Annotated in this window: 19 protein-coding genes and 1 pseudogene; 5 read left to right on the forward strand and 15 right to left on the reverse strand. The window is 62.4% G+C overall.

Translation table 11 applies throughout. From position 1 onward, the window contains the following. Positions 1-22: 22 nt before the first annotated feature. The 4 genes and pseudogenes from ACFXS9_RS06135 to ACFXS9_RS06150 all read right to left on the reverse strand — a co-directional run bounded on the left by ACFXS9_RS06135 (position 23) and on the right by ACFXS9_RS06150 (position 4375). Positions 23-817, reverse strand: coding sequence for an ABC transporter ATP-binding protein (locus tag ACFXS9_RS06135; protein WP_392686172.1), 795 nt, complete (start codon positions 815-817; stop codon positions 23-25). A gap of 11 nt (positions 818-828) precedes the next feature. Continuing rightward, on the reverse strand, positions 829-1740 hold the full coding sequence (gene ntrB / locus ACFXS9_RS06140; RefSeq protein WP_392686175.1) for a nitrate ABC transporter permease: 912 nt from the start codon (positions 1738-1740) through the stop codon (positions 829-831). Between the two features lie 63 nt (positions 1741-1803). Then, positions 1804-3122: pseudogene (locus ACFXS9_RS06145) on the reverse strand (CmpA/NrtA family ABC transporter substrate-binding protein). A gap of 338 nt (positions 3123-3460) precedes the next feature. Further along, complete coding sequence (locus ACFXS9_RS06150; protein WP_392686178.1) at positions 3461-4375, reverse strand: intradiol ring-cleavage dioxygenase; 915 nt, start codon at positions 4373-4375, stop codon at positions 3461-3463. A gap of 126 nt (positions 4376-4501) precedes the next feature. Between ACFXS9_RS06150 and ACFXS9_RS06155 the strand changes: the two genes are divergently transcribed. Together ACFXS9_RS06155 and ACFXS9_RS06160 are read left to right on the forward strand one after the other, a co-directional pair. Beyond that, positions 4502-5776, forward strand: coding sequence for a serine hydrolase domain-containing protein (locus ACFXS9_RS06155; protein ID WP_392687291.1), 1275 nt, complete (start codon positions 4502-4504; stop codon positions 5774-5776). Between the two features lie 156 nt (positions 5777-5932). Then, a complete protein-coding gene (locus tag ACFXS9_RS06160; RefSeq protein ID WP_392686181.1) occupies positions 5933-7441 on the forward strand; it encodes a sensor histidine kinase in 1509 nt (502 codons plus the stop codon). Here the strand turns inward: ACFXS9_RS06160 and ACFXS9_RS06165 are convergent, their stop codons facing one another. The 3 genes from ACFXS9_RS06165 to ACFXS9_RS06175 all read right to left on the reverse strand — a co-directional run bounded on the left by ACFXS9_RS06165 (position 7442) and on the right by ACFXS9_RS06175 (position 10357). Continuing rightward, complete coding sequence (locus ACFXS9_RS06165; protein WP_392686184.1) at positions 7442-8764, reverse strand: TRAP transporter large permease; 1323 nt, start codon at positions 8762-8764, stop codon at positions 7442-7444. Continuing rightward, on the reverse strand, positions 8761-9276 hold the full coding sequence (locus ACFXS9_RS06170; RefSeq protein ID WP_392686187.1) for a TRAP transporter small permease: 516 nt from the start codon (positions 9274-9276) through the stop codon (positions 8761-8763). Before ACFXS9_RS06170 ends, ACFXS9_RS06165 begins: the two co-directional genes overlap by 4 nt. Positions 9277-9358: 82 nt before the next feature. Then, positions 9359-10357 (reverse strand): TRAP transporter substrate-binding protein, encoded by a 999-nt coding sequence (locus ACFXS9_RS06175; protein WP_392686190.1) that lies wholly within the window; start codon positions 10355-10357, stop codon positions 9359-9361. Between the two features lie 899 nt (positions 10358-11256). Between ACFXS9_RS06175 and ACFXS9_RS06180 the strand changes: the two genes are divergently transcribed. Together ACFXS9_RS06180 and ACFXS9_RS06185 are read left to right on the forward strand one after the other, a co-directional pair. After that, on the forward strand, positions 11257-11628 hold the full coding sequence (locus ACFXS9_RS06180; RefSeq protein ID WP_035726633.1) for a helix-turn-helix domain-containing protein: 372 nt from the start codon (positions 11257-11259) through the stop codon (positions 11626-11628). 409 nt (positions 11629-12037) lie between these two features. Next, on the forward strand, positions 12038-12859 hold the full coding sequence (locus tag ACFXS9_RS06185) for an enoyl-CoA hydratase (protein WP_392686193.1): 822 nt from the start codon (positions 12038-12040) through the stop codon (positions 12857-12859). Between the two features lie 25 nt (positions 12860-12884). Here the strand turns inward: ACFXS9_RS06185 and ACFXS9_RS06190 are convergent, their stop codons facing one another. From ACFXS9_RS06190 to ACFXS9_RS06225, 8 genes are all read right to left on the reverse strand, one after another. Beyond that, the gene (locus tag ACFXS9_RS06190; protein WP_392686196.1) at positions 12885-13967 is read right to left on the reverse strand and encodes an isocitrate/isopropylmalate dehydrogenase family protein; all 1083 of its coding nucleotides are present in this window, start codon (positions 13965-13967) and stop codon (positions 12885-12887) included. A 130-nt stretch (positions 13968-14097) separates the two neighbouring features. After that, a complete protein-coding gene (locus ACFXS9_RS06195) occupies positions 14098-15168 on the reverse strand; it encodes an alcohol dehydrogenase (protein WP_392686199.1) in 1071 nt (356 codons plus the stop codon). Positions 15169-15286: 118 nt separating this feature from the next. Further along, positions 15287-16267 carry an ABC transporter ATP-binding protein gene (locus tag ACFXS9_RS06200; RefSeq protein ID WP_392686202.1) on the reverse strand — a complete coding sequence of 327 codons (981 nt, stop codon included), beginning with the start codon at positions 16265-16267 and terminating at the stop codon, positions 15287-15289. Further along, positions 16264-17244, reverse strand: a complete 981-nt coding sequence (locus ACFXS9_RS06205) for an ABC transporter ATP-binding protein (protein ID WP_392686204.1) — start codon at positions 17242-17244, stop codon at positions 16264-16266. The genes ACFXS9_RS06200 and ACFXS9_RS06205 overlap by 4 nt, the downstream gene beginning before the upstream one ends. An 11-nt stretch (positions 17245-17255) precedes the next feature. Next, positions 17256-18128 (reverse strand): ABC transporter permease, encoded by an 873-nt coding sequence (locus ACFXS9_RS06210; protein WP_065748737.1) that lies wholly within the window; start codon positions 18126-18128, stop codon positions 17256-17258. Then, positions 18115-19065: an ABC transporter permease gene (locus tag ACFXS9_RS06215; protein ID WP_392686207.1), complete on the reverse strand. Its 951-nt coding sequence runs from the start codon at positions 19063-19065 to the stop codon at positions 18115-18117. The genes ACFXS9_RS06210 and ACFXS9_RS06215 overlap by 14 nt, the downstream gene beginning before the upstream one ends. Positions 19066-19071: 6 nt before the next feature. Next, complete coding sequence (locus ACFXS9_RS06220; RefSeq protein ID WP_392686210.1) at positions 19072-20613, reverse strand: ABC transporter substrate-binding protein; 1542 nt, start codon at positions 20611-20613, stop codon at positions 19072-19074. 150 nt (positions 20614-20763) lie between these two features. Continuing rightward, positions 20764-21969 carry a CaiB/BaiF CoA transferase family protein gene (locus ACFXS9_RS06225; RefSeq protein WP_392686213.1) on the reverse strand — a complete coding sequence of 402 codons (1206 nt, stop codon included), beginning with the start codon at positions 21967-21969 and terminating at the stop codon, positions 20764-20766. 199 nt (positions 21970-22168) lie between these two features. Here ACFXS9_RS06225 and glgA point away from each other — a divergent pair, with 199 nt between their 5' ends. Continuing rightward, positions 22169-23596: a glycogen synthase GlgA gene (gene glgA, locus ACFXS9_RS06230; RefSeq protein WP_392686216.1), complete on the forward strand. Its 1428-nt coding sequence runs from the start codon at positions 22169-22171 to the stop codon at positions 23594-23596. Positions 23597-23598: the final 2 nt, after the last annotated feature.

Raw genomic sequence — 23598 nt, forward strand, 5'->3', positions numbered from 1 at the left:
ACCTCGCCGCTTTCGTATGGACCTACGCCGCCTCGACGAAGCGATGCCGCTCGTAGAGGAATTCGAGCACGCGTTGCCGGCACTTGAGGTAGCCGGGATTGGTCACGAGCTCGAGCCGCTTGCGCGGACGCGCCAGCGGCACTTCCAGCACTTCGCCGATCCGCGCGCTCGGGCCGTTGGTCATCATCACGATGCGGTCCGAGAGCAGCACAGCCTCGTCGACGTCGTGGGTGATCATCAGGATGGTGTTGCCGAGCTTCTGGTGCAGCGCCATCACCGAGTCCTGCAGATGCGCACGCGTCAGTGCGTCAAGCGCGCCGAACGGCTCGTCGAGCAAAAGCACCTTCGGCTCCATCGCCAGCGCACGGGCAATGCCGACGCGCTGCTTCATGCCACCTGAAATTTCCGACGGGCGCTTGTCCTTGGCGTGCGCCATCTGCACCAGGTTGAGATTGTGCATCACCCACGCGTCGCGCTCGGCGCGGGTCTTAGTCGACGAAAACACCTTATCGACGCCGAGCTTGACGTTCTCATACACCGTCAGCCACGGCAGCAGGCTGTGGTTCTGGAACACCACGGCGCGATCCGGTCCGGGCGAATTGACCTCGCGGTTTTCCAAGAGCACGCCACCATTTGTGGCGCCGGTGAGACCGGCGACGATGTTGAGCAGCGTGGACTTGCCGCAGCCGGAATGGCCGATGATCGAGACGTATTCGCCCTTCTCGATCGTCAGGCTGATCTCCTTCAGCACCTCGGTCGTGGCGTTGCCGCGGGTGAAGGTCTTGTCGATGTGGTCGAGCTTCAGATAGGCCGTCATGACATGCTCCTTCAGTTCAGTGCGGTACCGCGGGTCACGATCTTCGCCATTCCCGCAATCAGGCGGTCGAGCACGAAGCCGATAATGCCGACGTAGAACAGCGCCAGGATGATTTCGCTAATGTGCGAGGAGTTCCAGGCGTCCCAGATGAAGAAGCCGATCCCGACGCCGCCGATCAGCATTTCCGCAGCCACAATCGCAAGCCACGACAGGCCGATGCCGATGCGAAGGCCCGTGAAGATGTAGGGCGCCGCCGCCGGAATCATGATCTTGGAGAAGAACTCCAACGGATTGAGCTGCACGACGGCTGCGACATTCCGGTAGTCCTGCGGGATGTTGCGGATGCCGACCGCGGTGTTGATGATGATCGGCCAGACCGAGGTGATGAAGATGACGAAGATCGCCGACGGCTGTCCATCACGGAACGCGGCCAGCGATAGCGGCAGCCAGGCCAGCGGCGGAATGGTGCGCAGCACCTGGAACAGCGGATCGAGCCCGCGCATCGCCCACACTGACTGCCCGACCAGCGTGCCGAGCGCGATGCCGACGATGGCGGCAATCGAATAGCCATACGCGACCCGCTGCAGCGAAGCGGACAGATGCCAGAACAGGCCCTTGTCGATGCCGCCATTGTCGAAGAACGGATCGAAGATCAGCTCCTTGGTGTCCTTGAAGACGCGCGATGGCGGCGGGAGCGTCGAGCCGGTGCGACGGCAGACCAGTTCCCAGAACAGCATCAAAAGCGCAAGCACGACCAGCGGCGGCACGACGCGCGCCGCGGTCTCCTTCGCCATCTTGACGTATTTCTCGGCACGCGGCGCCGGCTTCGGCGTCATCATCATCACCACCGGCGCCGCAGAGGTCGGCGAAGCGGTCGGAATGGCCACGGCAGTGGCTTCGGCTTTGATCGCAGGCATCGACATGAAGTTGTATCTCCGTGTTTCAATCGAGCGGGCCGCTCGCAACTGCGCGCGGCCCGGGCTTGATCAGACTTCAACACGCTTGATCGAGAGGACTTCAGGTACGCAGCCGGGTTTTCCGGATCGAACACCTTGCCGTCGAAGAAGGTCTCCTTGCCGCGCGAAGTCGAGGCCGGAATGTCGGAAGCCGCGACGCCGAGCGCCTTGGCGGCGTCACGCCACATATCCTCGCGGTTGACCTTGCCGATCAGCGCCTTGCTGTCGAAGCCCGCTTCAAACTTGCCCCAGCGGATGTCCTCGGTCATGAACCAGAGATCGTGGCTCTGGAATGGATAGGAGGCATGGTCGCGCCAGTATTTCATGATATGCGGCGAGTTCTCGACCACCTTGCCGGGAATGCCGTAGTTGAACTTGCCCTTGGCGCGATCGGCGATGTCTTCGACCGGGCAGTTGATCCACTGCCGCTTGCCCATGATGGTGGCCAGTTCGTCCTTGTTCTCCATCTTGTCGGCCCACTGCTGCGCCTCCATGACAGCCATCAGGATCGCCTTGGCGGCCTTCGGATTCTTGTCGACCCACGCAGCCCGCATGCCGAGCGATTTTTCCGGGTGCTTGCTCCAGATTTCGCCGGTGTTGATCGCGGTATAGCCGATGCCCTGATGGACCAATTGTCCCGGCCACGGCTCGCCGACGCAGAAGCAATCCATCGTGCCAACCTTCATGTTGGCGACCATCTGCGGCGGCGGCACCGTGATGGTCTCCACGTCCTTGTCGGGATCGACGCCACCGGCGGCGAGCCAGTAGCGGAGCCACAGATCGTGGGTGCCGCCGGGGAACGTCATCGCGGCCTTGGCGGATTTGCCGGCAGCCTTCTTTTGCTCGAACACCGCCTTGAGTGGCGCTGCATCGACGCCGACCTTGAGGTCGGCATATTCCTTGGCGACCGAGATGCACTGCGCATCGAGATTGAGCCGCGCCAGGATGTACATCGGCGTCGGCTGATTGTTCTGCGTCACCTTGCCGGCCGAGATCAGGTACGGCATCGGGGTGAGGATATGCGCGCCGTCGATTCCGTTGCCCTCGGAGCCGAGCACGAGGTTGTCGCGCGTGGTGCCCCATGACGCCTGCTTCTGCACCTCGACGTCAGGCATGCCGTATTTGGCGAACAGCCCCTTGTCCTTGGCCACGAAGAGCGGCCCGGCATCGCTGAGCGCGATGAAGCCGAGCTTGGCCGCCTTCACCTCAGGGCCCGCGCCTTGCGCGAAAGCGCCGGCGGGGAAGTTCAGCTTGGCGGCGGCGAGTAATGCTGCCGTGCCGCCGGTGGCCTTGAGGAGCTGGCGGCGGCTGAAACCGCGGCGTGAGGTCGGATGGGTAGGCTTCGTCATGGGCGTCGTTGTCCTTTGCGTCGGTGCGTTGAACGGGGCCGTCCGATTGGTGTCACCGCGCCAGGCGCAGAAAGGCGCGTTCCAGGGAGGCCCCGGAATGGCGGCGTCACAATTCGGATGAGTGGTCTCGAGGGACGGCTTCAATGGCGTCGACACAAGCTATTCAAGCTTCGTGCCAAGCCTCCCGCACTGCGAAAATTATAATTATATCAATGTACTATTCACCCGTCGCCGCTAAATCCGGCAACCAATGAGAAACTGGTTCCGCATCCAAAATTTGCGATTCGCCCAATCCTTGTGCGGCGCACAAGGATTGAGCAGGCACAGAAACAGACGGCTTACGCGGGCTCTGGGGTCTTCGCCATCATGGGTTTCGGCGCGCTTCCCTCGCCTGGCTTCACGCGGAATTCGTAGCTCATCAGGTGCCACGGCTCGCCCGCGGGCTTGCCATCCGGCATCGTCGGATCGGTACGCTTTTCGATTCTGGCAACGAGCTCGTCCTTGACCCCGAACACCACGTCGGAATCGAGGTATTTGTCGCCGTCGATGAAGACGTGGGTGATCAGCGGCTGATAGCCGGGCGCATCGACCAGGAAATGCACGTGCGCCGGCCGCATCGGGTGACGGCCGGTCTGCACGATCATCTCGCCCACCGGACCGTCGGTCGGAATCGGGTAGCTGCACGGCAGGATGGTGCGGAAGAAGAACCTTCCATCGGCATCGGTAATGAAACGCGCCCGCGACGACGGCCCTTCAGTCGCATAGGCCGGCTTCTGGGAATCATAGAAGCCGTCATCGTCGGCATGCCAGATGTCCACCGGCACGCCGGCCAGCGGCTTGCCCTCGAGGTCGGTGACGCGGCTTTGCACGAACATCCGCTCGCCGGGTAGCGTTGCCGAGATATCGGTGCCGTGCGGCGTCACCTTGTGCTCGCCGACATAGAACGGGCCGAGCACCGTGGTCTCGGTGGCGCCCTCGCGCTCCCGGTGGTTCACGGCATCGACCAGCATCGATACGCCGAGCACGTCGGACAGCAGAATGAACTCCTGCCGGATCGGCGTGCACTTCTGGCCGGTCCGCGTCAGAAAATCGATCGCATATTCCCATTCCTCGAAGGTGAGGTCGGTCTTGCGGACATAGTCGTGGAGGGATTTCACCAGTTCCTGCAGCAGGAATTTGGCGCGCGTATCCGGCGTATCGTCGAAGCTGCGGATGACGGCGGCGGTCAGTTCGGTCTCGCTGAATTGGCGCATTTTTGCTGTCCTGCGGGATATGCGATGGCTGGCGTCAGCCTATATCACCCTTCAAGCCCGCAGAAGCACGGCCCGTTGGAACAGGGGACACTTTTCGGCTATCAAGTCCGCAGTCGCCAGCCGGAGATGCCGATGTTAGCCCCCGCCTCGCCCGAATCCGCCGGAATGTCCAAGGCGGCCCTCGATCGCCTCGAAAATCATCTGAAGCAGCGCTACATCGATGCCGGCCGATTCCCGGGGACGCAGCTCCTGATCTACCGCCGCGGCAAGGTCGTCCATTCGTCCGCACAGGGCTTTGCCGACCTCGAGCGCAAGGTGCCGGTCAAGGACGACACGATCTTCCGCATCTATTCGATGACCAAGCCGCTCACCTCCGTCGCCTTCATGATGCTGGTCGAGGAAGGCCGTGTCGCGCTCGACGAGCCCGTGCACAAATACATTCCGGCATGGAAGAACCTCGGCGTGTTCGTGGCCGGTACGCACCCGGCCTTCCTGAGCCGGCCGCCGTCACGGCCGATGCTGATCGTGGATCTGTTGCGGCACACCTCCGGCCTGACATACGGCTTCCAACAACGCAGCAACGTCGATGCGGCCTATCGCGAGAACAAGATCGGCGAAGTCATCAAGGCCGGCACGCTGCAAGGCATGATCGACGACCTTGCAAAAATTCCGCTGGAATTTTCGCCGGGCGAGGCCTGGAATTACTCCGTCGCCACGGACGTGATCGGCTATCTCATTGGTTTGATCAGCGGCAAGCCGTTCGAGCAGTTTCTGAAGGAGCGTATCCTCGATCCGCTCGGGATGAAAGATACCAACTTCTTCGTGCCCAAGGACAAGGCGCATCGGTTCGCGGCGTGTTATTCGGCCGACCCGCAGGGCGGCATGACGTTCCACGCCACCGAGCGCAAGGGCACGCTGACGCTGCAGGACGACCCGGCGACGAGTTCATTCCTGTCGCCGCCCTCCTTCGTCTCCGGCGGCGGCGGATTGTGCTCGACGGCGGCCGATTATCTCACCTTCTGCCGGGCGCTGCTCAATGGCGGCGAGCTCGGCGGTATCAGATTGTTAGGTCCGAAGACGCTGAAGCTGATGGCTTCCAACCATCTGCCCGGCGGGGTCGACCTGCCGGCGATGTCGCGCTCGCTGTTCTCGGAAGCGGCCTATAACGGCATCGGCTTCGGACTCGGCTTCGCCGTCACCATGAACCCGGCGCAGACCTTGATTGCCGGCAGTCCCGGCGAGTTCAACTGGGGCGGTGCGGCGACGACGTCGTTCTTCATCGACCCGGCGGAAGAACTGATCACGATCTTCATGACTCAGGTGCTGCCGTCGAGCGCCTATCCCTTGCGGCGCGAGCTGCGCACCATGGTGTATGCCGCGATCACGGACAGTAATCTCTGAGGTCGGCAATCTCTGAGGTCGGCGGCCGGGCCACACGGCGGAACCCGGCCGCTTCTCCAGTCGGCTGAATATGTTACTTTATCCTCTTATTGTTCTTGGCGAAGTTCGGCAGCCTCTCCTATGCTTCGGAGATTGGGCGCCGATCCGGGGCTTGCGTTGCCAAAGCTTTCACTGCCAGTGCGTCTTGTTCTTCTGGTCGCGGGAACCACGCTGCCGTTGATTATTTTCGCGGCCGGCATCGTCTTCAACCATTACAAGCAGGACCGCCAGAACGCGACGCAACGGGTCCTTGAAACGGTTCGCAGCATTCGCCTCGTGCTCGACTCGGAGATGCAGCGGATCACCGGCGCACTCCAGGTGCTATCGCTGACAAACGCACTGCGCGACGGAGATTTCGAGGGATTCCGCCGCATCTGCCAGGGCTTCCTCGACCAGTATGGCGAAGGCGGCGTCGTGCTGGTGGCGAACCGCGAAGGCCGCCAGGTGTTCTCCTCGCTGACGACTGATACGGCAAACCTGCCATTGCGCAACAACCTCGCCCTGGTCGGGAGGGTCTTTGCGGAGAAGAAGCCGGTCTATTCCAACCTATTCTTTGGGTCGGTGAAGAAGCGGCTGATCGTGACGGTCGAAGTGCCCGTCATCGTCGATGGCGAAGTGCTCTACGACATCTCTTTCAGTCCACCGATCGAGATTTTCCAGGCGATGGTCGAGCAGCAGCGGCCGAGCAAGGACTGGACGATCTCGATCTTCGACGGCGAAGGCACCAATTTCGCGCGCGTGCCGAACCCACAGGATACTGTCGGCAAGCGTGCATCGCCCTCGCTCTATGCGGAGATGTTCAACAATCCGGAAGCCACCCTGCCGACGATATCGCTCGAGGGCGTGCGGCTGATTACGAGCTTTTCCCGCTCCTCGCTCACCGGCTGGACTGTTGCCGCCGGCGTGGCCGAAAACTCGCTGGTCGCGCCGCTCTGGCGCAACCTCGCGATCACGAGCGTAATGGGTGCCGTGCTGCTGATGATCGGGCTCGCCTTCGCGGTGCGGATGGCAACTCAGATCGCCCGCGGCGAGATGCTTCACAATCTGCTGATCGAGGAACTCAACCATCGCGTCAAGAATACGCTCGCGGTCCTGCAGTCGATCGCCACCCAGACCTTCCGCAGCGCGAGCCGGGCGGAGCGCGAGAAGTTCGAGGGAAGGCTCGGCGCGCTGGCGGAGGCGCATAATTTGCTCAGCCAGGAGAAGTGGCAGGGCGCGGAGCTGCGGGAAGTGATTGCGCGAGTGCTGCAGCCCTACCTGCTCAACAATGCGGAGCGGGTGCGGATGTTCGGACCGCATGTCCCGCTGTCGCCGCGGCTCGCCGTCGTGCTGTCGATGGTCGTGCACGAGATCGCAACCAATGCCGCCAAATACGGCGCGCTATCGAACGACACCGGCACCGTCGCGGTGGACTGGGAGATCCTCGAAGAAAGCGACGGGCGCAAGTTGCGGTTGATCTGGACCGAGGCAGGCGGCCCGCCCGTCACGGCACCGGTGCAGCGTGGCTTCGGCTCGCGGCTGATCGAGCGCAGCGCACGCGACCAGCTCGGCGGCGAAGCAACCGTCGACTTTCTGCCGCGCGGCGTTGTCTACACCGTAAGCTGCGCCCTCGACAGGGAAGAATAGCTACTTGAGCATCTCCGGCACGATCAGGCGTGGCAGGAACAATGAGACGCTCGGCCAGATGATGACGGCGGCCAATACCAGCAGCATCGGTATCAGCATGATCACCGTGTCTTTCAACGCGTAGCGCAGCCGCACGCCGGCGATCGAGCAGGCGATCATCAGGCACAGGCCATAGGGCGGCGTCACCAGTCCGAACGCCAACGACACGATCGAGATGATCGCAAACTGAACGGGGTGCAGGTCGACCGACCTCGCTAAGGGTTCCAGCACGGTGCCGACGATCACGATGGCCGGAATGGCGTCGAGAAAGCAGCCTACGATCAGGAAGCAGAACGCGATGAAGAAGCCGGCCCCGACCGCGCCCATGCCCCAGGTCGAAACGTTGGCCAGGAGCTCCTGCGGTATCTTGTAATAGGCCAGCAGCCAGCCGAACGCGCTCGCGGTGCCGATGCAGAACAGCGCGACGCCCGCCAGGCGCCCGGTATCGAGCAGCGCCTTGTAGAGTTCGCGCGGGCCGGTTTCGCGGTAAAAGAAGGCCGATAGCACCACAGAATAGAGCACGGCGACGCAGGCGGATTCGGTGGCGGTGAACCATCCGAGCAGGATACCGCCGACGATGATGAACGGTGTCATCAGCGCCGGTATCGATCGCCAGATGGCATAGCCGATGTCGGTCCAGCTCGATTTCGGGTAGGTCGGATAGCCGCGCCGCACCGCATAGACATGCACGGTTGCCATCTGGGCGCCCGCGATCAACAGCCCGGGGACGATGCCGGCCAGATACATCGCTGCGATCGAGGTCGAGATCAGTCCGCCCCAGACGATCATCAGGATCGAGGGCGGGATGATGACGGCGAGCACCGCCGATACCGCCGTGATGGCGATCGAAAACGAGAGGTCGTAGCCTTCCTTGGTCTGGGCATCGATGAAGATCTTGGACTGGCTCGCAGCATCCGCAGTGGAAGAGCCGGAAATGCCGGCAAAGAACACCGACAGCACGACGTTGATCTGTGCCAGCGAGCCCGGCCAATGCCCGACCATCGAGCGCGACAACGCCACCAGGCGGTCGGTGATGCCGCCGATGCCCATCAGGTTGGCGGTCAACAGGAAGAACGGCACGGCGAGCAGGATGAACGAGTTGTAGGCGTTGAAGGTCTCCTGCGCGAGCGACATCATCGAGAGGCGGGGCTCGATCAGCAGGATCGGTACGCAGGCAAGACCGAGCGCAAACGCTACCGGCACGCGTACGACCAGCAGGCCAACGAAAACGCCGAACAGGACCAGTGCGGCCTCTGCGGCGGAAAGTACATTACCACCGTTCATCGGCTCGCCCCGACCAGAATTTTCAATTCGTCGACGATCTGTTCGCCTGCAAAGACGATCCACGTCACACCCGCGACGGGCCATGCGACATGAATCATCCAGAGCGGTAGATCGGCCAGTTCCGACGTTCGGTTCCAGGCGAAGCGCGTGAATTCCAGGCCAGCCCACACGAATACCAGCGCCATCGCCAGCACGCCGAGACGCGCGACGATCCGCACCGCGGCTTCCGCCCGCCGCGACAGGGTGGGCCAGACGTCCACCTCGAAATGCTGCGCCTCCCTGATTCCGACCATGGCGCCGATCATGATGGTCCAGATGAACAGGAAACGCGCCATCTCCTCGGTCCAGATGTAGGACGGGATGAAGGGCGTATAGCGCGAGACGACCTGCAGGGTGACGGGAACGACCAGAATGCCGACGCATGCAGCGAGTAGGATTTCCAATAGTTTTGCATAAGCCGCCGTTGCGCGTCGCCATAGCGACGGGTTCGGCGGCATCGATATTTCAGTCATCATGGCTCCGGGAGGTAACAATCACGGAACGGGGCAAGCCGCATGGCTTGCCCCAATATCCTATCGCTCGGCGCGACAATTCTCAGGCGACGTTGATCTTCTCGAAGATGGCTTCGGCGCCGATTTCCTTGGCATACGTAGCCATCACGGGATCGGCGAGCTTCTTCATGGCGTCGCGCTCCTCGAAGGGAACGCGCTTGAGCTTGCCGGCCTTTTCCAGCGTATCGAGCTTGACGACCTCCTCGCTCGACTCGAGCTGGCGGCCATAATCGCCGGCTTCCTTGCCGGCCTTCATGATCGCGTCCTGCAGGTCCTTCGGCAGGGTCTTCAACGTCTTCACCGAGAAGCAGATCGGCCGGATCGATACTGCGTGCTGGGTCAGATTGAGGTGCGGGGCGACTTCGTAAAACTTCATCGCCTCGACGCCGGCGGCCTCGTTTTCGCCCGCCGAGATCACGCCGTTCTGGATGGCGTTGTAGACCTCGTTGTAGGCGATCACCGTCGGGCTCATGCCGACGGCTGCAAACGTCTTCGACCAGATCGGAGCGCCCTGCACGCGCACCTTGAGGCCTTTGAGATCGGCAAGGTTCCTGAGCGGCTTGTTGGCGAAGATGTTGCGAATGCCGCCGCCCGCATAGCCGATCAGGACGACCTCCGCCTTAACAGCGATTTCGTCGGCCACGGGTGCCAGAATATTCTTTTCGACCACCTTATTCATGTGCTCGATGCCCTTGAACACAAAGGGTGCATCGATGAAGGGAGCCGCCTTGGCAAAGGTCGACATGTGGGCCGGCGAGACGATGCCGTAATCGACCGCCTTGCCCTGCGACATGTACTCGAAATACTGCTTCTCGAGACCGAGCGACGAGTTCTTGTGCAGCGTGAAGTTGACCGGCTTGCCGTAGTACTTCTTCACCAGCTCTTCGAACCTGGTCAGCGCCTTGGTGAAGGCGTGATCGTCGTTGAACTGCACCGCCCCGTTGAGGGTAACGGGCGCCTGTGCCCTGACGATCGATGGCATGCCCAGCACGCCGGCCGCAGCCGTCGCACCCAGGCCCGCAAGTAGGGTTCTTCGTTTCATAGCTTCCTCCCCAGTAACGCCCGTCCCTTGTAAGCGGGACTTTGGCCTGGCCGACGACGCGGCCACTACCGCAAAGCGTATGCAAAACGGTGCGGCTGTGGAAGCCAATTTAAGTAGTACCCCAGGCCAATAAGCCGCAGACGGCCAAGCCGGTGATTGCAATCGGTTTGGGCAAATCCCGGCTTGAGCCGAGCCTTGCGTCCCCCCAGCGCCAAGGGCCGTAAAGCGCCCGACACGGCTTCGCGGTATGGGCGTCGCCGCGCGACATCGATCGATCCGCGGATGCCGCCGGCACCGTGCAACCGACACGCCGCAAATATTGCGCGATGTCGGATCCGGCCCGTCCCGCGTGCAAGGCGTTCCCGTTCGAACGACGCTGCGCCATATCGATTTGCAGGATTCCGATAGCGCGGCGAGCACGCGGGTTGCCGCTATTTCCCAGAACGACTGATCCGAAAGCGGGGCTGAAATCTGCTGCATTTTGTCAGGCATCAGTGCGCTGCGAACGACTGCACGGTCAGCCCGCTCACCCCGTAGAAATCCGGTACGTGATCGGGACACAGTAAGCATGCCCGCCAAAATCTGTGTCCATTGAACTCGCGGTGGTTGTGGTTTGTCGAATATTTTGCCAAATGTAATGGGCGGGGTTTTGCCAATACGCCCCGGGCGCCGACAGCTTTAGGTAGTTGGCGGCGCCGGTATCAGGATGCTTCCAATGCGCAAAAGCGTTTGGCTACCATCCCGCAATCTCTCAGGAATTCCGTGGTTCCCTATGCCAGCTCACGGACCGGACTGACTTTAACGCGGTACATATGGATGAACCCCTGACCTACTTTTGCCAGGGTTTCCCGATTGAAGGACGGTAAACCAGAATGAACAGCAGATCAGCAGCGAAAAAGATGAAACAGCGCAGCGCCGGCAAACCCGATATCGAATTGGGCAAGCGGATTCGCCTGCGGCGTGTAGAACAGAAAATCTCGCAAGCGGAGCTTGGCGATAAGCTCGGCGTCAGCTTCCAGCAGGTTCAGAAGTACGAGAAGGGCGTCAATCGTGTCGGCGCGGCTCGTCTTCAGCAAATCGCTACCGCGCTCGACGTGCCGGTGACGTTCTTCTACGACGGCGACGGCAAGGCGCGCGAAGTCGAGAGCCTGCTCTTCCTGGACAGCGCGTTCAGCCTGAGGCTGCTTCGTGCCTACAGCAAGATCAAGGACCAGACTGTACAGCGTCAGTTGGTGTCTTTGATGGAATCGATCGCCGCCAACGAGGGCTAGGCATTATCGCGCCTGGATCGCAGCACCGCGGACCCGATCATTCGCGCGAGGAATCGCCGGGTAGCCTGTTGCTGCGCTGGGCCAAAGCTTGAGCTGGCCGGGACTATACCCGTGCGACGCCATCAGGATGGGGATGGCGGAGTCCGGATGCACGGCAGCGAAAGCCGACGCGGCAGGTCTCTGACGACTACCGCCGATTCGACCATCAACAACGACTGCATCACCGTCACGCCGATATTCCCTCACACGCAATGCGCGTGAGCCCGCACCTGCCCTCACAACCTCACCTGACGACTCTCACCCCATTGCCCGGCGGCCTCTGCTGGTCGCACGTGCAAAAGCGGCAATTGACCTCGGCGCGACGCTTGTCCGACAATGGACCAAGCCTCACGAGTGAAAGCCGCAACCGATGCTCGACATCGCCAAAACTGCCGAAATATCCTATGCCGACGGCAAGATCCTGCAAAGCGTCAGCGACGGCGTCGGCGTCATTACCTTCAACAATCCCGACAAGCGCAATGCGATGTCGCTCGAAATGTGGGAAGGCCTGGGCCACGCGCTGACCGAACTGCGCGCCGACGCGGACGTGCGCGTCGTGATCCTGGTCGGCGCCGGCGACAAAGCCTTCGTCTCGGGCGCCGACATCAGCCAGTTCGAAAAGATTCGCCATAACGCCGCGGCGTCGGAAGAATATTCCAGGCGGAGCGAGGCGCAGCGCGCGCTGCTCGCAAGTTACCCCAAGCCGACGATTGCCTGCATTCGGGGATTTTGCCTCGGAGGCGGCATGCAGGTCGCGATGCTTACCGACATCCGCATCGCGTCCGACAACAGCCAGTTCGGCATTCCAGCCGCCAAGCTCGGCATCGCCTATGGCTATGACGGCCTGCGCCACCTCGTCTCGCTGGTCGGACCATCCTGGGCGCGGCTCATCATGTACACGGGCATGCGGATCGAGGCTGCGGAAGCGTTGCGGATCGGATTGGTCGATCGTGTGCTGCCGGATGCGGAGTTGTGGGACGCCACCATGGAGATCGCGCGCACCATCTCCGGCAACGCACCGCTCGCCATCAAGGCTGCCAAGATCACCATCGCCGAGGTGCTGAAGGACGAAAGCAAGCGCGACATGGATGCGATCAAGGCGATCGGCCGCGCCTGCATGGATAGCGAGGACTTCCGCGAAGGCCGAACGGCTTTCATGGAAAAGCGCAAGCCGCAGTTCAAGGGGAAGTAGTGTCGGACCCCATAGGATCTACAAGCTACAACGCCGCCAGCACCGCCCTCGCAATATCCGCCGTGCCGTTATTGCCGCCGAACTCCATCGGTTTGATTCCGCCCGCATAGGCCCCGTCGACCGCGCGCTCGATGCGTTCACCGGCTTCGGCGGCGCTTTCCAGCCCGTGCTTGTCGGCGAGCCAGTCCAGCATCATCGCGGTCGACAAGATCATCGCGGTAGGATTGGCCTTGCCCTGTCCCATGATGTCGGGCGCGGTGCCGTGGCACGGCTGGAACAGGGCGTAGCGGTCGCCGATATCGGCCGAGGGCGCCATGCCTAGTCCACCGATCAGGCCGGCGGCGAGGTCGGAGAGAATGTCGCCAAACATGTTCTCCGTCACCATGACGTCGAAATCCCAGGGCCGCTTCACCATCATCAGCGAGCAGGCATCGACATAGAGCCGGTCGGCCTTGACGTCCGGATGGCGCCTAGCCGCCTCATCAAACATCTCGCGAAAGAACGCGAACGCCCTGAATACGTTGGCCTTGTCGACGCAGGTCAGGCCGCCATTTGCCTTCCCCCTCGCCTTGCGGCGTTCGGCGAGGCGGAACGAGAATTCGAACAGCCGCTCCGAGGTCTTGCGGGTGATGACGAGCGTCTCGCGCGCCTCCGCGTCCGTGACGACGCCCTTGCCCATCGAGGCGAACAGGCCTTCGGTCGATTCCCGGATCAGCACGAGGTCGATGCCGCGCTGATCGGCGCCGACGATCGGGCTCGGCACGCCCGGGATCAGCCGCGCCGGGCGCACGCCGGCATAGAGATCGAAATGGAAGCGCAGTTCGATCTGCGGCGCGATCTCGGTGTTGTCGGGGTAGCGCACCGACGGCAGGCCGCAGGCGCCGAGCAGGATCGCGTCCGCCTCTTCGCACAGCCGCACGGTGCTGTCGGGCATGGATCTTCCGGTCGCGAGATAATTGTTGGCGCCGGCCGGTGCCTCGGTGAAGCGAAACTTCAGCTCGCTCGTCGCCTCGATCTTGCGCAGCACTTCCAGCGCCGGTGACATCACTTCAGGGCCGATGCCATCGCCGCCGAGCACGGCGATGTGGAAGGTATTGTTTGCGGACATAGGGGTTCCTTGAGAGACTAAGAAAGAAAGTAGCCGTCATTGCGAGCGAAGCGAAGCAATCCATTTCACGGCATAACTGACAGATGGATTGCTTCGTCGCTTCCCTCCTCGCAATGACGACGGCAACAAGCTACGGCGTCAGCACCGCGCGGCCGACCAGTTTGCCCTTCTGCAAATCGGCGAGCGCTTCGTTGGCTTTCGCGAGCGGCAGCGTCGTCACCGGAATCGGCGCGATCATCTTGTTTCGAACCAGTTCGAGCAATTCCTTGGTCTCGCGCAGGTTGCCGACATAGCTGCCCTGGATCGTGATCGCCTTGATCGGGATCAGCGGCAAAGCAAAAGTCGCACCGCCGCCGAACAGGCCGACAATGACGAGCTTGCCGCCCTTGGTCAGGCAGTCGAAGCCGAGCTGGCTGGTCTGCGCGTTGCCGACGAGGTCGATCACGGCGCGAATGGGTTCGCCCGCCTTTTTTGCGATTTGCTCCAGCGCGTCGGGCGCCTTGCCGTCGACGGTTGCAAGCGCACCGGCGGCTTCGGCCGCTTCGCGCTTGCGCGCATCGATGTCGACGACGATGGCGCCTTTGCCGCCCATCGCCTTTAGCAGCGACAGCGCCATCAGGCCGAGGCCGCCGGCGCCGAAGATGACGATCGGCGAGTTGAAGGCGAATTCGACCTTCTTCAGCGCGCTATAGGTGGTGACGCCGGAACAGGCATAGGGCGCGGCGGTGACGGGGTCGAGCCCCTTCAAGTTCAGAAGGTATTTCGGATTCGGCACTGTCATGTGATCGGCATAGCCGCCGTCGCAATAGACGCCGAGCGAGTTCGGCTTGACGATGCACATGTTCTCGTCGCCGCCGACGCAGGTGGCACATTTACCGCAGCCAAGCCAGGGATAGACCAGCGCGACGTCGCCGACCTTGAGATCACCTTTGTCGGCGGCCGTGACGTCAGGCCCGAACGCCACGATCTCGCCGACCGTCTCGTGGCCCATCGTGCGCGGCAGCGACACGCCGCGGTCCTTCAGCGACAGCGGCTTGCGGCCATGGCCGAGATCGTAACCGCCTTCCCAGATATGGAGGTCGCTATGGCAGACGCCGGCGGCCTTCACCTTGATCAGCACCTGCGTACCCGTGGGCTGCGGCGTCTCCTGATCCACCTCTTTCAGCGGTGCGTTGAACTCGGCGACTTGAAAACTCTTCATCGCTTCTCTCCCGTCATTCTTGTTCTTGAACCATTTCTTGGGCGCTAGATACTTCTTGAGAACCGACATTGCCACGTCCGTCCCATCGAGACAAACGCGGGCGGCGCTCCCCGGGTATTCAGATCAGCGGATGATGGCAAGCCACGAACTGGCCCGGCGCCACAGCGCGCAGTTCCGGCATCTCGTCGCTGCATCGTTGATCCGCGCGGGGACAGCGGGTGCGAAACCGGCAGCCGGACGGCGGCGCGATCGGCGACGGCGGCTCCCCCACGGGCACGGTCTCGGCGGGGCGAACATCCGGGTCGGGCATCGGAATCGCCTCGATCAGGAGCGCGGTATAGGGATGCGCCGGCCTGGCGAAGAGCTGCTCGGAGGGACCGACCTCGCAGAGACGCCCCAGATACATCACCGCGACGCGGTCGCTCACCGCTTTCACCACCGCGAGATCGTGCGCAATGAACAGCAACGTCAGCCCGAACCGGGCCTTCATCTCCTCGAGCAGATTGAGGATCTGGGCGCGTATCGATACATCGAGCGCGGAAACCGGCTCGTCACAGACGATGAATTCGGGATTGAGAATGAGCGCGCGCGCGATGCAGATGCGCTGGCACTGGCCGCCGGAAAATTCATGCGGCAGCCGCCCGACGACGAGCGTCGGGTCAAGCCCGACCGCGCTCAGCACCTCGCGGACAAGCTGCTTGCGCTTCTCCGGATCCTTGACGCCCGCGATCACCAGCGGCTCGGCGACGATATCGCCGATCTTGCGGCGCGGATTGAGCGAGGCGATCGGATCCTGGAAGATCAACTGCACGCGCCGGCGCATCAGCCGTAAGGCATCGCCTTGCATCGCCGTGAGATCGTGGCCATCGAACAGCACACGCCCGGCGGTTGGGCGGCGCAGTTGCAGGACGGCGCGGCCGAGCGTCGATTTCCCGCACCCGGATTCGCCGACGAGACCCAGCGTTTCGCCGCGGGCGATCTGCAAGGAGACGCCGGACACAGCATGAACGATCCTGGAACCGACAGGATATTCGACAACGAGATTGTCGACTTTGAGCAACGCGTCAGACGAAATCGATGGAGCGGATTGCGGCATCATGCGTCGGCATCCGCGTGGGCTTTTATCGGGTGGAAGCAGGCGAACTGATGGGCCTTCGTCTCTGCCGCCTCGAGCGCCGGTTTCTCGTTCTGGCAGCGGGCCACCGCATAGCGGCAGCGCGGCGAGAACGAACAGCCCTTTAGCGGCCGCGTCGGATCTGGCGGACGTCCCGATATCGCCGGCAGCGGCGTGTGAGGCGCGGCGTCGAGTTTGGGGAGCGCCGCCAGAAGCGCCTCGGTATAGGGCATCCGCATCTTCTTGAACAAGGCAGGCGTCGGCGCGCGCTCGACCACGCGGCCGGCATACATCACGGCAACTTCGTCGGTGCGGCCAGCGACGACGCCGAGGTCGTGGGTGATGATGATCATTGCCATATGGCGGCGGCGCTGCTCCCGCGCCAAGAGATCTAGGATCTGCGCCTGGATCGTGACGTCGAGCGCGGTGGTCGGCTCGTCGGCGATCAGGAGTTTTGGTTCGCACGACAGCGCGATCGCGATTGCCACGCGCTGCCGCATCCCGCCGGAGAGCTGGTGCGGATACTGCGCCAGCCGCTGCTCGGGCGCCGGGATGCCGACCGCCGCTAGTAGTTCGACGCTGCGTCTGGTGGCGGCGGCGTCGTCCAGTTCGAGGTGCTCCTGCAATGTCTCGATCAACTGCGTCCCGATCGTGAGCACCGGGTTGAGCGAGGTCATCGGATCCTGAAATACCACCGCCAGCGATCGGCCGCGCAGCTTGCGCAGTTTCTCTGGCGGAAGTTGCAGCAGGTCCTGCCCGTCGAACATCACCCGGCCGGAGAGCTTTGCCTTCTTCGGCAGCAATTGCAGGATGGCGCGCGACAGCATGGTCTTGCCACAGCCGGATTCGCCGACGATACCGAGCGTGCGCCCGGCACCGACGGTGAGGTCGACATGATCCACCGCGCGCAGATTGCCGCGCGGGGTCGGAAGGTCGACCACGACATCTTCGACAGAAAGCAAGTTATTCCCGTTCACAGCGCGCCCTGACGTGGATCGGTCAGCGCTCGCAGCGTGTCGCCGACCAGATTGAAGGAAAGCACGGTGAGGAACATCGCCGCGGCCGGCAAGAACGCGAGCCGCGGGGCGACGTCGAGGCTCTCGCGCCCCTCCCCAATCATGCTGCCCCAGCTCGAGATCGGCGGCGGCACGCCGAGCCCGAGGAATGACAACGATCCCTCGACGACGATGGTGATCGCAACGCCGAGCAGGAAGAAGGCAAACAGCGGCAGGATCACGTTCGGCAACAGTTCGCGCAACAGGATGCGCGCATGCGTGGCACCCAGTGCCTGCGCCGCGATAACGAATTCGCGCCGTGACAACGTCAGCGTCGCGGCGCGCGCCACCCGCATGAAGGCGGGAACGCCCAGGAAGCCGAGAATGAGAGTGAGATTGAGAATCGACTGCCCGAGATACGCCGTTACGGCGAGCGCCAGGATAAGCGGCGGAAAGGCCAGCAGCACGTCCATGCTGCCGACCACGATCGATTCGAACCGGCCGCGGAAATAGCCCGCGAGCATGCCGAGCGCGCCGCCGATGGTGAGCCCGATTACAGGCGCGCAGAGACCGACCACGAGCGAAATCCGCGCGCCGTAGATCAAGCGCGAAAGTTCGTCGCGGCCGAGCCCGTCGGTCCCCAGCCAATGTTCCGCAGAGAACGGAGCCCGCCGTTCCAGCATGTCCATGTCGGTCGGGCTCGGCAGCGGCAGGGCCGGCGCAAAGACTGCCATCGCGAAAACGAAAGTCATCCAGCCGATCGCCGCCCAGAACAGCATGCCAAGCCGCCGGCCCTTGCGCGCAGGCTGGGTTACAGCAACCTCGGCAACATCGAGTTCAAGCGTGGCCATGGCGAATCCTGGGATCGAGAATCGCGTAGAGCATGTCGACGATGAAGTTCATGATGACGAAGCCCGCCCCGACCAACAGCACGACCCCCTGCAGAATGATCAGGTCGCGCGTCAGAATCGCGCCGATCAGCAGCCGGCCAATGCCCGGAAGCGCAAAGATCGTCTCGACGATGACAGCGCCGCCGATCAACCGGCCGATATTGATGCCGGTGATCGTGACCAAGGTCAGCGACGATGGCTTGAGGGCATGCACGAAGAGGATCTGCGCCGGCGTCAGCCCTTTTGCCTTGGCGAGCGCGATATAGTCTTCCTGCAAGGTCGCAATCATGTCGGAACGCAGCACGCGCATGATGCTCGGCCATTCTGCCAGTGCCAGCGTCAGCGACGGTAGAACGAGGAAGCGCAGGTTGGCGAGCGGGTCTTCGGCAAACGGCACATAGCCGGTGGCCGGCAGCCAGCGCAGTTCGACTGCGAAGAAATAGATCAACAGGATCGCCGACAGGAAGGTCGGCACCGACAACATGCCGAAAGCAGTGCCGGTCATGAAGCGGTCGAACGGTCCACCGCTCCGCGCCGCGCAGATGATCGCCAGGGGAACGCCGATTCCGAGCGCACCGAGCTGCGCCAACAACATCAGTTCGATCGAGACCGGCAGCCGCTCGGCGACCGCCTGCAACACTGTCTGTCCGGTGCGGAACGAACGGCCGAAATCGCCCTGCAGGATGTTGCCGAGCCAGCCGAAGTAACGGACATAGATCGGCTGATCGAGTCCCATGTCCTTGCGCAGCGCGGCGACGTTCTCCGGCGTTGCCTGGTCGCCGAGGATCGTATAGGCGAGATCGCCCGGCAACAGGGACGCAATGAAGAACGTCAACAGCGATACGGCGATCAGGACCGGTATCAGGTACAGAAGCCTATGCGCCACAAACAGCAGCATGGAAGATTATTCCAGCCAGGTACCGGAGACGTCCACCACCCCGCTGTACATTTTTGGCAGGCCCTTGAGCTTAGCGCTCGACAGCGCGTAATAGGTGTTCTGGAAAGTCCAGAACCAGATCGCTTCCTTGTTGATGATACGGCTGATCGCGCAATAGTCCTCGATGCGCTTGTTCGTGTCGGCCGTGGTTCGCGCCTGCTCAAGCAACTTGTCGAGTTCGGGATTGGAATAGTTGGCGAGCGCCACCGGGCTGCCGGTACGGAAGTTGGCATACATCTGGATGTCAGGATCGGCGAGGTCGATGATTCGCCACGGCGTCAGTTGAAACTGGCGCATGAAGGCACGCGGCGGGATAGTGGCCTGATCGACCTGCTCGATCTCCATGTTGGCACCGGCCCGCTTCCACAATTGTTGCAGCACCTGGCCAACGGTGCGCCCACGGGGCGTCGCGGTGACGAGCATCTTGAAATCGACAGGCTTGCCGTAGTCCTTGATCAGCGCCTTGGCCTTCTCAAGGTCTTCGGGAAGCGCACCATCGTCCTTGCATTTGACCCAGGAGCCGTCGCCGTAGGGGTTGCTGGCAGGCCTTGCGAGACCATTGGTAATGGCCTGCGACATCTTCTTGCGGTCGAGCGCCATGACCAGCGCCTGGCGGACACGCACATCGTCGAACGGCGCGACCTTGGTATTGAAGGCGTAGACCTGCGCGCCGGACCCAACATAGGTGTGCACGGTCAGCTTCGGATCCTTCTGCGCCTTCATGATGTTGTCGGCGTCGTATTCGTCGTCCCAGATGATATCGGCCTCGCCGGATTGCAGGCTCGCAAACCGCGATTGCGCGTCCGGCAGCGGCTTCAACGTGATGCGGTCGAGATAGGGACGGCCCTTGTTCCAATAGTCGGGATTTTTCTCAAGCACCATGCGGTCGCCCGCGCTCCATGACTTCAGGATATAAGGTCCGGTGCCGACGGGATTGCGGTTGTAGTCATCGCCCTTGGTCTTCCACGCGGTTGGCGACTGCACCGAATTGTTGGAGCTAGCAAAGCTCACAAGTGCCGGCATGTTCACCTGTGGGTCGTTCAGATTGTAGACCACCGTCAGTTCGTCGGGTGCCTGCACGTTGTTGACGTAGGCGATGTAAAAGGCACAGCGACACTTGTTGGCAGGATCTTTCTGCCGATCGAAATTTTCCTTGACCGCTTGGGCGTTGAACGGTGTGCCGTCGTGGAATTTGACGCCAGGTCGCAGCTTGAAGGTCCAAGTCTTGAAGTCCGCGGAAGGAGTCCAGGACAGCGCAAGTTTCGGTTGCACACCACCCTTGTCGTCCAGAGTCGTCAGAGTGTCGAAAATCGCCGCTGCTGCAGTTCCGGCCGAGGTATCGAACACACCGACTTTCAGAGGATCGAAACCGGGGATATCGAGCTCAAGGCCGAAGGTGATGCTGCCGCCCGCTTTCTGCGCGTTGGCCGGCATTGCTGACGACGCCACGCCAAATCCCGCCACAAGAAATATTCGCGCGAGCGCGCTCGAACGGATCGCCGCTTTCATGGATGTTCCCTCCGATGTGTCGTACGTCCGGTATTCCGGATCGTCGATGTCTATCGGAGATTGTCCGGAAACGCCGTCGCGGGCAAGGGCGTTTGCAAGCCGCGGATGAAAAGCCGCAGCATCGACACCCTTGCGTCGCGACGCGCGCCGTCAGGCGCGCTCGGCCAACTGCGCCCTGCCGGCGAAGGATGCGATCTCATCTTCCGACAGGCCGGTCTCCTTCAGGTAGGCACGCGTGTGCTCGCCGAGCGTCGACATGCGCTTCGCCGCCGACACGTTGGCGCCCGACATGCGGAACGGCAGATTGAGAACCTTGAAGGTGCCGCCACCGTCCTCCACCTCGGCCAATGCGCCGCGATGCGCAATCTGCGGATCGCGCAACGCTTCGGCTACCGTGCGATAGGCCGACGACGGGACACCGTGCGTGTTGAGCGCGGCAAGGCACTGCGCGGTCGTCACGGTGCGCGACCACGCTTCCACGCCTTCCATCAGGCTCGTCCAGTTTTCTCTCCGATCGGAATATTTGGCAAAGCGCGGATCGCTCACCCACTCGGGATGACCGATCACCTGCATCAGGCTCTGGAAGGTTTTCTCGCTGGCGATCGCCATCATCACATAGCCGTCCGTCGTCTCGATCGGGCCGAACATCGGCCGTTGCGTCGGCTTCACCTCGAATTGCGACCATTGCAGTTCGTTCAACGTCAGGCTCAGCATGGATTCCAGCATCGAGACGTCGATATGCTGGCCCTGCCCGGTTGTCGTGCGCTGATACAGCGCCGCCGAGATCGCGCCGAATGCGTAGACTCCGGTGAGTACGTCGGCGTGATAGATGCCGCAATAGTCCGGCCGGCTTCGTCCCGGCTGGTAGGCCAGATGCGCCATCTCATAGCCTGATGCCGCGTGAATCACCGGCGCATAGGCCGGCAGCTCCGCCGACGGTCCGGTCTGGCCGTATCCGGAGATCGAGCAATAGACTAATTTCGGGTTGAGACCGTGCAGGGAGGCATAATCGAGCTTCAATCGCCGCATCACACCGGGACGAAAATTCTCCACCAGCACGTCAGCCGTCGCGACCAATCGGCGAACGGCTTCGACGCCCCTGGGCGATTTCAGATCGAGCACCAGGCTGTTCTTGCCGACGTTAAGCTGGCCGAAGGCGGTCGAACAATTATTCCGTACCGGCGGACGGGTCCGCATCGTCTCGCCATCCTCGGTTTCAATCTTGATGACCTCGGCGCCCATATCGGCTAGCATGCGCGTGCAGTGAGGCCCGGCAATCGTGGTTGAGAAATCGAGGACGCGTAAGCCTGCGAAGCTGCCTGTCATATTCCTCTGCTCGTTACCGGCTATCGTCATTCTCGTGTAGCTCCTTGGGCCTAAACGGCACTTGTTGTTGGCGCGGCGTGACCCTAAAGGGCGCCGCCGCGGCAGGAAAGCCTTTCGCATTAGGAACGATAGCTAGGACCCGGCATTATCTCCAGTAGACTGAACCCTTAGAGTAAACTGGACCCTTTCTTGCATTTCCCCTCATCAGAGGCTGGGAGAGGGCATTCCTTTGAGAGTCTTATTCATCACTACGGAAATGGATGATTTCGTCCGGGTGGGCGGGCTTGCCGCCGTGTCCGCCGCCCTGCCCCGGGCGCTTCGCCGACGAAGCGACGTCAGGGTCATGCTGCCCGGCTACCGGGACGTCGTCGAGCAACTCACCCACATTGATATCGTTGGACAATGTGACGCGCTGGCGGAGATGCCGGCCTGCTCGGTCGGGCGGGCCGCGACCAAGGACGGCCTGCCGGTCTACGTCCTGCTCTGCCCGCAATTATATGACCGGCCCGGCAACCCCTACGGCGATGAAAACGGCCAAGACTGGCCCGACAACGACATCCGCTTCGGGCGGCTTGCATCCGCTGCCGCCGAACTTGCCTTGGGCAAGGTGGACAAGAATTGGGCAGCGGACCTGGTTCACGCCAATGACTGGCAGGCTGCATTGACGCCGGCCTACCTCGCCTGGAAGGACGCAAAAGTTCCTTCGATCCTGACCATCCACAACCTCGCCTATCAGGGACTGTTTCCCGCGGACTCGCTGCGCCGCATCGGGGCGCCCGAAAGCTCCTTCCACATCGACGGGCTCGAATTCTACGATCACGTGTCGTTCCTGAAAGGCGGCCTCGTCTACGCCTCGCATCTGACCACCGTCAGCGCGACCTACGCAAAGGAGATCACGACGCGCGAGCTCGGCTGCGGGCTCGAAGGCCTGCTGAAGCGTCGCTCGGACGCCGACCAACTGACCGGCATCCTGAACGGCATCGACGAAAGCTGGGATCCGCGCGCCTGCGCACAATTGGCGCAGACCTTTGGCGCCGGCGATTGGGAAGGCAAGCAGGCGAACGCGAACTATGTCCGCAAGCAGTTTGGCCTGGCGGTGTCACGCGGGCCGATTTTTGCGCTTGTCGCCCGCCTCGTCCACCAGAAGGGCGTCGACCTCGTGTTGTCAGCCGCCGACAACATCATCGATGCCGGCGGCCAGATCGTCGTGACCGGCAGCGGCGAGCCCCACATCGAGAAGGCACTGGTCGAGGCACATCTGCGCCGGCCGGACGCGATCGGTGTCGTCATCGGCTTCAACGATGGACAGGCGCGGCGGATGTTTGCCGGGAGCGATTTCACGCTGATGCCGTCACGGTTCGAGCCGTGCGGGCTGAGCCAGATGTATGCGCAGCGGTTCGGATCGCTGCCGATCGGCCACCAGACCGGCGGGCTGGCGGAGACCATCAAGGACGGCGAAACCGGTTTCCTGTTCTCGAAGCCGTCGCCGGAGTCGTTTCTCGGCGGCGTGCGGCGTGCGTTCGAAGCCTTCCGCGCCAAGGACCGGCTCGACACGATGCGACGCAACGCAATGGCGCGATCGTTTAGCTGGGATCTTTCGGCCGCCTGCTACAACGCGCTCTACCACAAGACGGTCGCGCCTTCCATCGCCGCGTAACT

Origin of the sequence: Bradyrhizobium sp. RDI18 (genome assembly GCF_043203335.1) — a bacterium.
GTDB lineage: Bacteria > Pseudomonadota > Alphaproteobacteria > Rhizobiales > Xanthobacteraceae > Bradyrhizobium > Bradyrhizobium retamae.